Consider the following 12,559-nt stretch of genomic DNA (forward strand, 5'->3'; position numbering starts at 1 on the left):
GGTGCAACACGATGGCTGAAGGAGGCCCTGTGACGGTCGGCGGACGGCTCAGCGTGGAGCACCTGAAGGACGAGCGTCTGGACCACCGTTTCAAGGGGCTGCCCCCCGACGCCGACGGCCGCACCGTCGCCGAGCTGGCCGCCGAGCGCCGCAACCTGTTCACCGGCGGCTTCACCACCCCGGTGCTCACCCTGTCCGCCGAGTCCCTGACCCACAACCTCGCGCTCCTGGAGACGTACTCCGAGCGCCACCGCCTCGCCTTCGCCCCGCACGGCAAGACGTCCATGTCCCCGCAGCTGTTCGCGCGCCAACTCGACCACGGCGCCTGGGGGATCACCGCCGCGCTCCCCCACCAGGTGCGGGTCTACCGGGCGTTCGGCATCCAGCGGATCTTCCTCGCCAACGAACTGGTCGACGCGGTCGCGCTGCGCTGGCTCGCCGCCGAGCTGGACGCCGACCCGGGCTTCCGCTTCATCTGTTACGTCGACTCCGTGCGCGGCGTCGAGTTGATGGACGAGGCGCTGCGCGAGGCGGGCGGCTCACGCCCCGTGGACGTCGTGGTGGAGCTGGGCGCGGGCGAGGGCGCGCGTACCGGTGTGCGCAAGGAGGCGGACTGCGTGCCGGTCGCCGACGCCGTCGCCGCCACGGGCACCCTGCGGCTGGTGGGCGTCGCCGGTTACGAGGGCGAGGTGCCGCACGCCGACAGCACGACCGTCCGTGCCTGGCTGCGCCGGTTGACCGCGCTGGCCGCCGACTTCGACGCGGCGGGCCGGTTCTCCGGGACGGTGGACGAGGTGGTGGTCAGCGCGGGCGGCAGCGCGTGGTTCGACGCGGTCGCGGAGGTCTTCGCCGAACTCCCGGTGTTCTCCCGGCCGGTGCTGAAGCTGCTGCGTTCGGGCGCGTACGTCTCCCACGACTCCGGTCACTACCAGCGGCTGACGCCCTTCAACCGGGTCCCCGACGAGGGGGCGCTCCGGCCCGCCTTCCGGCTGTGGGGCCAGGTGGTCTCCCGGCCCTCCCCCGAGCAGGCGTTCGTCAACGCGGGCAAGCGGGACGCGGCGTACGACCTCGACCTCCCGGAGGCCCAGGTGGTGCGCGACGCGCGCACGGGCGAGATCCGCCCGGCACGCGGCGTCACCGTCACCGGTCTCTCCGACCAGCACGGCAAGCTGCACACGTCGCCGGACGCGGAGATCGAGGTCGGCGACTGGGTCGGTTTCGGCCTGTCGCATCCGTGCACGTCGTTCGACAAGTGGCAGCTGATCCCGGTCACCGAGTCGGACGGCACGGTCGGCGAGTTCGTCCGTACGTTCTTCTGAGGCCGTCGCCCCCATGGACCTCGTCATACGGGACGCGCGGGTGGTCGACGGCTCGGGCCGGGAGTCGTACCGGGCCGATGTCGGCGTGAGCGGCGGCCGGATCGCGGAGATCCGCCGCCACCCGGCCGGGCCCGCCGCCGGGGCGCGGCTCTCCGGGACCCGGGTCCTCGACGCCGGGGGCCTGGCGCTGGCCCCCGGCTTCATCGACATGCACGCGCACAGCGATCTCGCGCTGCTGCGCGATCCCGACCACTCCGCGAAGGCCGCGCAGGGCGTGACCCTGGAGGTGATCGGCCAGGACGGGCTGAGTTACGCCCCGGTGGACGACCGCACGCTGGCCGAGGTGCGCCGGGCGATCACCGGCTGGAACGGCGGCGGGCCCGGCGACACCTCCGTCGACTTCGACTGGCGCACCGTGGGCGAGTATCTGGACCGGCTCGACCGGGCCTTCGAGGGACAGGGATTCGACGGCGGGGGCATCGCGGTCAACGCCGCGTACCTGGTGCCGCAGGGCACGGTGCGGATGTACGCGGTCGGCCCGGACGACCGCCCGGCGACCGCCGCCGAACTCGACCGCATGCGGCGGCTGGTCGCCGAGTCCCTGGAGCAGGGCGCCGTCGGCATGTCGTCCGGGCTGACGTACACGCCGGGCATGTACGCGGACGACGCCGAACTCACCGCGCTGTGCCGGGTGGTGGCCGCGTACGGCGGCTACTACTGCCCGCACCACCGCAGTTACGGCGCGGGCGCCCTGCGCGCGTACGAGGAGATGGTCGACCTCGCGCGTACGGCGGGCTGCGCCCTTCATCTCGCCCACGCCACCATGAACTTCGGCGTGAACGAGGGCCGGGCGCCCGAACTGCTCGCCCTGCTGGACCGGGCGCTGGACGACGGCGCGGACCTCTCGCTGGACACCTATCCCTACACGCCGGGCTGTACGACTCTCGTGGCGCTGCTGCCCGGTTGGGCGAGTTCCGGGGGCCAGGACGCGATCCTGGAGCGGCTGCGGGACGCGGCGACGGCGGAGCGGATCCGGCACCACATGGAGGTGACCGGCGCGGACGGCTGTCACGGCGTGCCGGTCGACTGGGACACCGTGGAAATCTCCGGGGTCGCCGATCCGGCGCTCACCGCGCAGGTCGGCCGCACGGTCGCGGCGACGGCGCGGGCGCGCGGCGAGAGCGGCTGGACGACCGCCCGCCGGCTGCTGATCGACGACCGGCTGGGCTCCACGATCCTCCAGCACGTGGGCCACGAGGAGAACGTACGGGCCATCATGCGCCACCGCCTGCACACCGGCGGCAGCGACGGCATCCTCCAGGGTGCGAAGCCGCATCCGCGCGCGTACGGCACCTTTCCCCGGTATCTCGGCCACTACGTGCGGGAGTTGGGGGTGCTCTCGCTGGAGGAGTGCGTGGCCCGGCTGACCTCGCGCCCGGCGGCCCGGCTGCGGCTGGCCGACCGGGGGCTGGTCCGGGAGGGCCACCGGGCGGACCTGGTGCTCTTCGATCCGGAAACGGTGGCGGCGGGCTCGACGTTCGCCGCGCCGCGCACCCTCCCGGTGGGTATTCCGCACGTGCTGATCGACGGCCGGTTCGTGATGGAGGACGGGCGGCGCACGGACGTGCTGGCGGGGCGGTCGGTACGGCGTACGCCCACCGACCGCCCCTGATCAACCCTTCCGCCATCTGGCGCCCGGCGCCTGAAGCCCCCCGCCTGACGCCCGACGCCCGACGCGCTACTTGACGCGGTAGATCGAGGTCGTACCGCTGATCTCGTTGCCGACGACCAGCAGCGGGTAGCCGATCGGGCTGTCCTTCGCCGGGACGAACAGCACGCCCTCCGGACCCAGGTCGCCCGCCGTGCCGGCCTCCGGGTCACCCGCGAAGTCACGGGAGTTGACGTATCCGGCGGCCCTCGGACGGCGCGGGTCGCTCAGGTCGTACACCGCGACCCCGCCCGGCCGCTCCAGGCCGACGAAGGCGTACGTCGTGCCGCGCACCGTGCCGGTGGTGATGCCCTCCGGCTCGGGGCCCTTGCTGTCGCTGCGGCTGTCGGGGTCGTTCTCGGCGTTGTCGGTGTTGAAGTCGTCCGGGAACGCCTTCGCCGTCAGCTGCTCCAGGTCGTCGCCCGAGTCCCAGACGAGCCGGCCGCGCTCGTCGCGCACGGAGACGGAACGGCCGCCGAGCGAGTTGAGCTCGGTGACCCGGCCCTGGCTGTCGACCGGCGAGGTGCTGGAGATGTTGAGGCGGCCGAGCGCGTCGTCCTTCTGGAGCGCGGCGGCGTCCGGGAACGCCTTCGGGTTCAGCTCGACGTCCTTGACCCGCACCTCCTCGGCGAAGCAGTCCCACTCGCGGGCGTCGCCCTCGTTGGCGCTGACGGTGTACTCGCCGCGCGAGGAGCCGCCCGCGGTGAAGGCGTGGATGCCGTCGGGCTTGTAGAGGCCCTTGACCGGCCACGTCCGGATGTTGACGCCGTCCTTGTCGGAGGCGTCGAGGCCGTTGCCGCGCTTGGAGTGGTCCTTCTCGCCGAGCGGAACGATCTTCTCGACCTCGGCACGGCGCAGGTCGACGACGGCGAGCGCGTTGTTCTCCTGGAGGGTCACCCAGGCGGTGCGGCCGTCGGCGGAGACCGCGGCGTACTCGGGCTCGATGTCCTGGCTGACGGACGCGTTCGGTCCGTAGATCAGGACGCCGTCGCGGATCAGCTCGTTCTTCTTCCGGTCCCACTTCTCGAAACCGGCGGTACGGGCGGTGGCGCCACGCAGCTCGCCGCCGCGCCCCCGGTCCAGTTCGATGACGCTGACCGAGCCGACGGGGTCGACGCCCGCGGGCTCCTCGCCGCCGGGCGGGCAGTACGAGTCGGGCTCGCCCTCGTTCGCGACGACGACGCGGTCACCCTTCGGGGTGAACGTCACCATGTCGGGCAGGGCGCCGACCCGTACCTCCCTCAGCTTGCGTCCGTCGGAGGCGCGGAAGAACGCGACCGTGCCTCGGTCGGTCTTGGTGGCGGCCTCCTGGGCGACGGCGACCAGCCCGTCGTGGACGCTGACACTGTTGGCGCCGGGCGTGCTGAGCTGCCCGGTCTTCGTGGGCTTGGCGGGGTCGCGGATGTCGAGGATGTCGACGGTGCCCGCCTCCGCGTTGATCGTGAAGACCCGGCGGGTCCGGGCGTCGTACGCGGTGATCTCCGCGCCGCCCTCGTCGAACTTGCCGCTCTCGTAGCGGCCGAGGAAGGTCAGGTCGAGCGTGCCGCCCTGGTGGTGACCGGGCTTGCCGTGACCGTGGCCGCCCCCGTGCGAGCCGGTGGCCAGTGCCGACGGGAGCATGGCGGTGGTGGTGGCCAGGACCGTGACGGTCGCCAGGCCGAGGAGTGTGCTGCGCTTCTTCATGAGCGCCCAGCGTTGTGCGACCCGCCGCTGCGCGGGTGAACTGTCCGGGCCGCTCAGGTGAACACTGCCTCAACTCCATGTGGGCCCCGCCGGGCGTGTCGCGCCCCGGCCGTCCCACACTGTGGACAGGCGTGGTCAAAAACACCAGGCGCCCCGCGAAACCCGGTCGTAAGCTCGCCGTCATGCAGGTCATCCAGTCAACCAAGCTCGCCAATGTCTGTTACGAGATCCGGGGTCCCGTCCTCGACGAGGCGATGCGGCTGGAGGCAGCAGGCCACCGCATCCTCAAGCTCAACACCGGGAACCCGGCGGCCTTCGGCTTCGAGTGCCCGCCCGAGATCCTGGAGGACGTCCTCCGCAATCTCTCCGGCGCGCACGGCTACGGGGACGCGAAGGGGCTGCTCTCCGCGCGGCGCGCCGTGATGCAGCACTACCAGACGAAGAACATCGACCTCGACGTCGAGGACATCTACCTCGGCAACGGCGTCTCCGAACTGATCCAGATGTCGATGCAGGCCCTGCTCGACGACGGGGACGAGGTCCTCGTACCGGCACCGGACTATCCGCTGTGGACGGCGTCCGTCTCGCTGGCGGGCGGCACCGCCGTGCACTACCGCTGCGACGAGCAGGCCGACTGGATGCCGGACCTGGCCGACGTCGAGCGCCGGATCACCGACCGCACCAAGGCGATCGTGATCATCAACCCGAACAACCCGACCGGCGCGGTCTACGACGACGAGATGCTGCGCGGCCTCACCGACATCGCCCGCCGGCACAGTCTGATCGTCTGCTCGGACGAGATCTACGACCGCATCCTGTACGACGGCGCGACCCACACCCCGACGGCCGCGATCGCGCCCGACCTGCTGACCCTGACGTTCAACGGCCTGTCGAAGAACTACCGGGTCGCGGGCTTCCGCTCCGGCTGGCTGGCGGTCTGCGGGCCGAAGACGCACGCGTCGTCGTACATCGAGGGCCTGACGATCCTGGCGAACATGCGGCTGTGCGCCAACATGCCCTCGCAGCACGGGGTGGCGACGGCGCTGGGCGGCCGGCAGTCGATAGAGGACCTGGTCCTGCCGGGCGGGCGCATCCTGGAGCAGCGGAACACGGCGTACGAGCTGCTGACGCGGATCCCGGGCGTCACCTGTGTGAAGCCGAAGGGCGCGCTGTATCTCTTCCCCCGGCTCGATCCGAAGGTCTACAAGATCAAGGACGACCGGCAGATGGTCCTGGACCTGCTGCGACGCGAGAAGATCATGGTCGTGCACGGCACGGGCTTCAACTGGCCGGAGCCGGACCACTTCCGCATCGTGACGCTGCCCGCGGTGCGGGACCTGGCGGACGCGGTGACCCGGATCGCGAACTTCCTGGACGGGTACGCGCAGCCGTAGGCCCCTCCCGGAGGGGCGTGCCACCGGGACGTACGCGCTCCGCCCGATCCGATCTCGACCAGACTCAACTTTAGACTGATTCCAATGTAGGATTGGCCTTCTGACCCTGGCAGGAGGCCATCCGCATGTATGAGCCGATCCGCACCAAGTCGGTCCACACCATGGCCGACGCGGACCCCGATTTCCCGCACCGAAGCCGCGAGGAGGAGCTGGACACCCAGCTCGTCGGCCATCTCGCCGCCCTGCTGGCCGTCACCGACGCCCTCGGGCAGACCGACGCGGCGGAGCGGATCACCGCCCGGCTGACCGCCCTGCGCGGCGTCCGGCCCCCGCACGTCCCGGCCCCCGCGTCCGGCTCGCCCGCCGCGCTGCACCGCCGCGCCCTCGCCCTCGCGGGCCGCGCCCTGGTGGTCGCCGCCTCCCGCGCCGACACGACGTCGGCGATCCTCGCGGCACAGCTCATGGACACGCACACGGCGGCGCTGCGGGCCCCGGACGACCGGGACCGTACGCTCGCGGTGACCGGCTGACGGCGGCCGTGGGCCCACTGCGCGTGGGCGGCGGGTGAACTCGCGCACGGGGCACGGGTTCAGCACATCGGGGGACCCCCGGCGGCGCCGAGCTCGTGCCCCGGCAGCGACAACCGCATCCGGCACTCGTCCTCCGCCTCGACGGTGACCGGGACGCCCCAGTGCGCGCTCAGCATGCGGCCGACCTCGACCAGCCGTCGGCGCTCCGCCGGGGTGTGGGCCGGGTAGCGGGTCCAGCGGTGGTCGGCGACGGCGTTGCCGAGTTCCGTGAACAGCGTTGCCCGCGCCCGGCGTTCCTCGTCCGGGGTCGGCGGGGTGGGGTCCTGCTCCGACGGCAGCGGGCGGACGTTGTAGAGATCGCGCGTCACGGTCACCCGGCGAGGGTAGCGGTCGGCCGCGGGCCGGCGCACGGGAACACCGAAGCCCCCGGAGCCGTGAGGGAACGGCTCCGGGGGCGTACCCGGGGAATGGTCCAAGAGGACGGTCAGGACAGGCGCTTCACCAGCGCGTGGTACTCGTCCCACAGCTCCGGCGGCGTGTGCGTGCCGAAGGTGTTGAGGTGGGCCGGGATCAGGGACGCCTCGTCGCGCCAGACCTCCTTGTCGACCGTGAGCAGGAAGTCCAGGTCCGCCTCGGGCAGATCGAGGCCCTCGGTGTCCAGGGCGCCCTTCGCCGGGAGCACGCCGATCGGGGACTCGACGCCCTCGCCGGTGCCCTCCAGGCGCTCCACGATCCACTTCAGTACGCGGCTGTTCTCGCCGAAGCCGGGCCACACGAACTGGCCCGCGTCGTTCTTGCGGAACCAGTTGACGTAGTAGATCTTCGGGAGCTTCGCCTCGTCGCCCCGGGCGGCGGCCATGGCGCCGATCTTGACCCAGTGGGCCATGTAGTCACCCATGTTGTAGCCGCAGAACGGCAGCATCGCGAACGGGTCGCGGCGCAGTTCGCCGACCTTGCCCTCGGCGGCGGCGGTCTTCTCGGAGGCGACGTTCGCGCCGAGGAACACGCCGTGCTGCCAGGTGAACGACTCCGTCACCAGCGGCACGGCGGAGGCCCGGCGCCCGCCGAACAGGATCGCGGAGATCGGGACGCCCCGGGGATCCTCCCACTCGGGCGCGATGATCGGGCACTGCCCGGCCGGCACGGTGAAGCGGGCGTTGGGGTGGGCGGCCGGGGTGCCGGACGCCGGGGTCCAGTCGTTGCCCTTCCAGTCGGTGAGGTGCTCGGGCTGCTCCTCGGTCATGCCCTCCCACCACACGTCGCCGTCGTCGGTGAGCGCGACGTTGGTGAAGACGGAGTTGCCCCACATCGTCTTCATGGCGTTGGCGTTGGTGTGCTCACCGGTGCCGGGCGCGACACCGAAGAAGCCCGCCTCCGGGTTGATCGCGTACAGCCGGCCGTCCTCGCCGAACCGCATCCACGCGATGTCGTCGCCGATCGTCTCGACGGTCCAGCCGGGGAGTGTGGGCTCCAGCATCGCGAGGTTGGTCTTGCCGCAGGCCGAGGGGAAGGCGGCGGCGATGTACTGCGGGGCCCTCGACTCCCCGCGCGGCGGCGTGAGTTTGAGGACCAGCATGTGCTCGGCGAGCCAGCCCTCGTCGCGCGCCATGACGGAGGCGATGCGCAGCGCGTAGCACTTCTTGCCCAGCAGGGCGTTGCCGCCGTAGCCGGAGCCGTAGGACCAGATCTCCCGGTCCTCGGGGAAGTGCGAGATGTACTTGGTGGTGTTGCACGGCCACGGCACGTCGGCCTCGCCGTCGGCGAGCGGGGCGCCGAGGGTGTGGACGGCCTTGACGAAGAAGCCGTCGTCGCCGAGTTCGTCCAGGACGGCGCGGCCCATGCGGGTCATGGTGCGCATCGCGACGGCGACGTACGCGGAGTCGGTGATCTCCACGCCGATCGCGGAGAGCGGCGAGCCGACGGGGCCCATGCAGAACGGGACGACGTACATGGTCCGGCCGCGCATCGAGCCGCGGAAGACGCCCTGTTCACCGGTGAAGATGTCGCGCATCTCCGCCGGGGCCTTCCACTTGTTGGTGGGGCCCGCGTCCTCCTCCTTCTCGGAGCAGATGAAGGTGCGGTCCTCGACGCGCGCCACGTCGGTGGGGTCGGAGGCCGCGTAGTACGAGTTGGGCCGCTTGGCGGGGTCGAGCTTGGTGAACGTGCCCTTCGCCACGAGCCCTTCGCACAGGCGCTCGTACTCGGCTTCCGAGCCGTCGCACCAGACGACCTGGTCCGGCCGGGTCAGCTCGGTGATCTCCTCGACCCAGGAGACGAGCTCCTTGTGTCCGGTCGGGGCGTCCGGTCGGGTCAGGACCGCCTGGCCGGTCGGGGCGGTGGAAGCCACGGGATTGAGGGGTTCTCCGCCGGAAAGCCCTGCGTCGCGCGCCACGGTTACTCCTTGGTGAGGGTTCTGTAGGTAGGTGCCCCGTGGGGGCTGCGACCCGGACGCTTCGTTCCCGCTCATCCGGTGCCGACCGCACTCATTTGATCATCCGACCCTCGCGCCCATCTGTCCAGAGGGCCGCACATGTGAGCATCACCACTCGCTGTCCCGTACGGCACACGGACTGTCGGCCAAGAGCCGGACAACCGACCGAAACCTACGGTCCCGTAGGTAGCATGAGCGCATGACTCCTCCCGCCTCCGACTCGCTCGCGAACCCCCTGCCATCCGAAGGGGGACCGGCCGAGCTCCAGTTGCCGACTCCGGTCAAGCCGATGATGCGCGGCTGGCTCCACCTGGGGATGTTCCCGGCGGTCGTGATCGCGGGAATCACGCTGATCGTGCTGGCCGAGTCGACCCGGGCCCGGGTGGCCTGCGCGATCTACGTCGTCACGGCCTGCCTGCTGTTCGGCGTCAGCGGCGTCTACCACCGCGGCACCTGGGGTCCGCGCGGCGAGGCGGTCCTGCGCCGGCTCGACCACGCCAACATCTTCCTGATCATCGCGGGCACCTACACGCCGCTGACCATGCTGCTGCTGCCGGACTCCACCGGGCGGACGCTGCTCTGGGCGGTCTGGGTCGCGGCGGCGGCGGGCATAGCCTTCCGGGTCTTCTGGGTCGGCGCCCCCCGCTGGCTCTACACGCCCTGCTACATCGCCATGGGCTGGGCCGCGGTCTTCTTCCTGCCGGACTTCCTGCGCACCGGCGGCATCGCCGTCCTGGTCCTGATCGTGGTCGGCGGACTGCTCTACAGCGCGGGCGGGGTGATCTACGGGCTCAAACGCCCCAATCCGTCACCGCGCTGGTTCGGCTTCCACGAGGTCTTCCACTCGCTCACGCTGGCCGCGTTCGTCACGCACTACGTCGGGATCTCCCTGGTGGCGTACCAGCACTCCTGACCGTCCCGAGGCGGCCGTACGCCGAACGGGGGCGGGCACGGCCGGAGTTGTCCGGCCGTGCCCGCCCCCGTTCGGTGTACGGGTGTCCTCAGGCACACGCCCGCCCGCCCCCGTACGCCTGCCGGCTCCTCAGGCGCACGCCCTCCCGTCGCGGTCCGGGTCCAGCCGCAGCGGATCGTCCTTCCCGTTGACCTTCAGCGCCCCGTAGCCGTTCGCCGCGAGCCAGTCGCAGCGCGCGCGGGTGAGCGTCGTCCGCTTCGTCGCCCGGACCGTGTCCGGGAAGACCGTCGGTACGCAGACGTCGGCCGACCCGTAGTGCCGGTCGCAGCCGGAGACCTCCGGGCTCACCGGCACCGACGTCCGCTTCTTGAGCGGCTTCTTCGCGGGCCTGCCCAACTCGCCCGCGAAATCGTGCGCGTGGGCGCTCGGTGCCTGGTCCGCCAGCGCGGCCGGACCGCCCAGTTTCACCCATTCGGCCACCGAGGGAACCCCGTTGGTGTCCACCACGAAGAGCATGTACCAGCCCGGCGGGGCGAGGTTCGGATTGGCCGTCACGTTCAGATCGACGGTGACCCCTTCCCCTTCCCCTTCTCCTTCCCCGTTCTCCTCGACGGTCAACGGCAGCTCCACGAACCGCTGGTTGGGGTCCGAGGAGTGCGTCACCGCCGCCGGCCGGATCAACTCGGCATTCGCGATGGGCCGGTCGACGGTGATCCGCCGCGTGTCGCCGTAGGTCCACTCCGGGTCGACCGGTGAAGTGATCCGCGGGCGGGGCCCCTTGAAGAGGTACGCCGGGGAGTAGAGCGACACCTGGTGGTTCCACGAGCCGTTGCCCGGGTTGTCGCCGGTCGCCATCACCCGCCCGTCCGGCAGCAGGAACGCCGACGAGTGGTAGCCGCGCGCCTGCGGGTCGGCCGCCACCGGGTCGTACGTCTCCGTCACCGGGTCGAACACCGACGCGGAGTACACGGGGTCGGCCCGGTTGTGCAGCGCGCCGCCCGTCTCCAGGACCGTGCCGTCCGGCAGCAGCACGGCGGAGCCGTACATCTTCCCCTGGTCACCGGTCTGCGGCTGCGGCCCGCCGGGGCCGCCGAAGTCCACCGTGCCCTGCGGCAGCGGCGGCCCCGCCCGGTACGCCGGGTCCGGCTCCTTGAGGTCGATGAGGTCGGTCAGCCGGTTCGCCTCCGGGTTGGAGTTGATGTTCCCGCCGCCGATGGTCAGCACCCGCTGGTCCTGCGCCGGGGGCAGCAGCACGCTCGTCGACTGGTCGCGCTCGTCCTTGTTCCGCAGACCGGGCACGTCGGTGACGGTGTTGGCGTCGTAGTCGTAGATCGAGGCGCCGGTGCCGGGCGTGCCGTTGCCGAACGTGTGGCTGCCGGTGTAGAAAAGCCGGCCGTCCTGCATCAGCACCATCGACGGGTACAGACCCCAGTACGACCAGGTCTGGTTGACCTGCCCGAGCGGCAGCCACTTCTCCTGCGCCGCCGACCAGCGCTCGGCCGTCACCGAACCGGACGAGTCCTCGCGCAGCCCGCCGAAGGACAGCACGTCACCGTTGCCCATGATCGTGGCGGACGGGTACCAGTGCCCGTCGTTCATGTCGTTGGTCCTGGCGTACGTCTCGGTGGCCGGGTCGAAGACGTACGAGTCCTTGTATCCCTGGTAGCCGACGGTGCCGTCCGCCGAGGGATAGCCCTTGTTGCCGCTCATCACCAGCACCCGGCCGTCGGACAGCTGGACATGGCCGGAGCAGAACATGTCCCTGGGCGTGGGGATCGTCTCGTACGTCCCGTCCTCGGGGTCGTACACCGCCGAGGTGAACGTGCCCGCCTCGAACCGCTCCGGGTCGTTGCCGGACCCGGCGATCAGCAGCACCTTGCCGTTGTTGAGGACGACCGCGTGCATGGAACGCACCGGATTCTCCGTCGCCAGCACCTCCCAGCGGCCGTCGGCGCAGTCGGCGGCCGAGCCCGTGCAGTCCGGGTCCGACGCCGGGAGGGTGACCTCCTCCATGGCGTGGTCGTCGGTCGTGACGCTGCCGGTGCCGAAGACGGAGACACCCCAGCTGATCCGGTCGGTGCCGGGCGGCACGGCGGGGGTACGGACCTCGGCACGCTGGTAATCGGCGCTCAGGTCAAGGGTCTTGAGGTCCGTCCAGTACTGCCAGCCGCCCGTCGTGTCGTGCCGGAACAGCGTGATCGCGGTGTCCGGGGTGGTGGACTTGTACCAGAGGGACAGGTCGTACCGCGTGCCCTCCGTCACGGCGGGCGCGCACGCCGCGGACTCGGTGACCAGCGCCTTGCGGTCGCCGTCGACGCGCCGGGTGAGTTCGACCCGCATCGCCGCGGTGCCGCTGTGCGCGTCGGGGACGGTGGTGAAGGTGTGGTCGTTGTCGCCCCAGCCGGACCGCGACCAGCAGTCCGGCATGGCGCCGCCCGCGCCGGGGGTCTCGAAGCCGGGGTTCTTGACGAGGTTGGGCCCGGCGGTGGCGGGCTGGGGGACGGCGAGCAGCAGTCCGGCGGCCATCGCCACGACCCCGAGCAGCGCGGTACGGCGGCCGGGCCGGGCGGGCGGCCTGCGG

At 71.5% G+C, this 12,559-nt stretch carries 9 protein-coding genes; 5 read left to right on the forward strand and 4 right to left on the reverse strand.

Annotated features, from left to right (window positions below; all coding sequences use genetic code 11):
- Window positions 1–29: 29 nt before the first annotated feature.
- Together OG875_RS10055 and OG875_RS10060 are read left to right on the forward strand one after the other, a co-directional pair.
- Window positions 30–1,319 carry an amino acid deaminase gene (locus tag OG875_RS10055; protein ID WP_330173882.1) on the forward strand — a complete coding sequence of 430 codons (1,290 nt, stop codon included), beginning with the start codon at window positions 30–32 and terminating at the stop codon, window positions 1,317–1,319.
- A 13-nt stretch (window positions 1,320–1,332) separates the two neighbouring features.
- Window positions 1,333–2,991: an N-acyl-D-amino-acid deacylase family protein gene (locus tag OG875_RS10060; protein WP_330173883.1), complete on the forward strand. Its 1,659-nt coding sequence runs from the start codon at window positions 1,333–1,335 to the stop codon at window positions 2,989–2,991.
- A 66-nt stretch (window positions 2,992–3,057) separates the two neighbouring features.
- Here the strand turns inward: OG875_RS10060 and OG875_RS10065 are convergent, their stop codons facing one another.
- Window positions 3,058–4,710 (reverse strand): choice-of-anchor I family protein, encoded by a 1,653-nt coding sequence (locus OG875_RS10065; protein WP_330173884.1) that lies wholly within the window; start codon window positions 4,708–4,710, stop codon window positions 3,058–3,060.
- A 182-nt stretch (window positions 4,711–4,892) separates the two neighbouring features.
- Here OG875_RS10065 and OG875_RS10070 point away from each other — a divergent pair, with 182 nt between their 5' ends.
- Both OG875_RS10070 and OG875_RS10075 read left to right on the forward strand, forming a co-directional pair.
- Window positions 4,893–6,104 (forward strand): pyridoxal phosphate-dependent aminotransferase, encoded by a 1,212-nt coding sequence (locus tag OG875_RS10070; protein ID WP_330173885.1) that lies wholly within the window; start codon window positions 4,893–4,895, stop codon window positions 6,102–6,104.
- Between the two features lie 125 nt (window positions 6,105–6,229).
- On the forward strand, window positions 6,230–6,634 hold the full coding sequence (locus tag OG875_RS10075) for an SCO4983 family protein (protein WP_330173886.1): 405 nt from the start codon (window positions 6,230–6,232) through the stop codon (window positions 6,632–6,634).
- A gap of 59 nt (window positions 6,635–6,693) precedes the next feature.
- On the opposite strand, the gene OG875_RS10080 is transcribed toward OG875_RS10075, so the two are convergent.
- Both OG875_RS10080 and OG875_RS10085 read right to left on the reverse strand, forming a co-directional pair.
- Window positions 6,694–7,008, reverse strand: a complete 315-nt coding sequence (locus tag OG875_RS10080; protein WP_330173887.1) for a hypothetical protein — start codon at window positions 7,006–7,008, stop codon at window positions 6,694–6,696.
- Window positions 7,009–7,118: 110 nt separating this feature from the next.
- Window positions 7,119–8,948: a phosphoenolpyruvate carboxykinase (GTP) gene (locus OG875_RS10085; RefSeq protein WP_443079252.1), complete on the reverse strand. Its 1,830-nt coding sequence runs from the start codon at window positions 8,946–8,948 to the stop codon at window positions 7,119–7,121.
- Between the two features lie 316 nt (window positions 8,949–9,264).
- Between OG875_RS10085 and trhA the strand changes: the two genes are divergently transcribed.
- Window positions 9,265–9,978 carry a PAQR family membrane homeostasis protein TrhA gene (trhA, locus tag OG875_RS10090; RefSeq protein ID WP_443079093.1) on the forward strand — a complete coding sequence of 238 codons (714 nt, stop codon included), beginning with the start codon at window positions 9,265–9,267 and terminating at the stop codon, window positions 9,976–9,978.
- A 129-nt stretch (window positions 9,979–10,107) separates the two neighbouring features.
- Here the strand turns inward: trhA and OG875_RS10095 are convergent, their stop codons facing one another.
- Window positions 10,108–12,504, reverse strand: a complete 2,397-nt coding sequence (locus tag OG875_RS10095) for a galactose oxidase early set domain-containing protein (RefSeq protein ID WP_330177685.1) — start codon at window positions 12,502–12,504, stop codon at window positions 10,108–10,110.
- Between the last annotated feature and the right edge of the window lie 55 nt (window positions 12,505–12,559).

The sequence above is a fragment of the Streptomyces sp. NBC_01498 genome (assembly GCF_036327775.1).
GTDB lineage: Bacteria > Actinomycetota > Actinomycetes > Streptomycetales > Streptomycetaceae > Streptomyces.

Excerpts from the sequence above, each read along its gene's own strand:
- OG875_RS10060 (WP_330173883.1), top strand. The coding sequence starts at position 1,333 with ATGGACCTCGTCATACGGGACGCGCGGGTGGTCGACGGCTCGGGCCGG.
- OG875_RS10065 (WP_330173884.1), bottom strand. The coding sequence starts at position 4,710 with ATGAAGAAGCGCAGCACACTCCTCGGCCTGGCGACCGTCACGGTCCTG.
- OG875_RS10070 (WP_330173885.1), top strand. The coding sequence starts at position 4,893 with ATGCAGGTCATCCAGTCAACCAAGCTCGCCAATGTCTGTTACGAGATC.
- OG875_RS10075 (WP_330173886.1), top strand. The coding sequence starts at position 6,230 with ATGTATGAGCCGATCCGCACCAAGTCGGTCCACACCATGGCCGACGCG.
- trhA (WP_443079093.1), top strand. The coding sequence starts at position 9,265 with ATGACTCCTCCCGCCTCCGACTCGCTCGCGAACCCCCTGCCATCCGAA.
- OG875_RS10095 (WP_330177685.1), bottom strand. The coding sequence starts at position 12,504 with ATGGCCGCCGGACTGCTGCTCGCCGTCCCCCAGCCCGCCACCGCCGGG.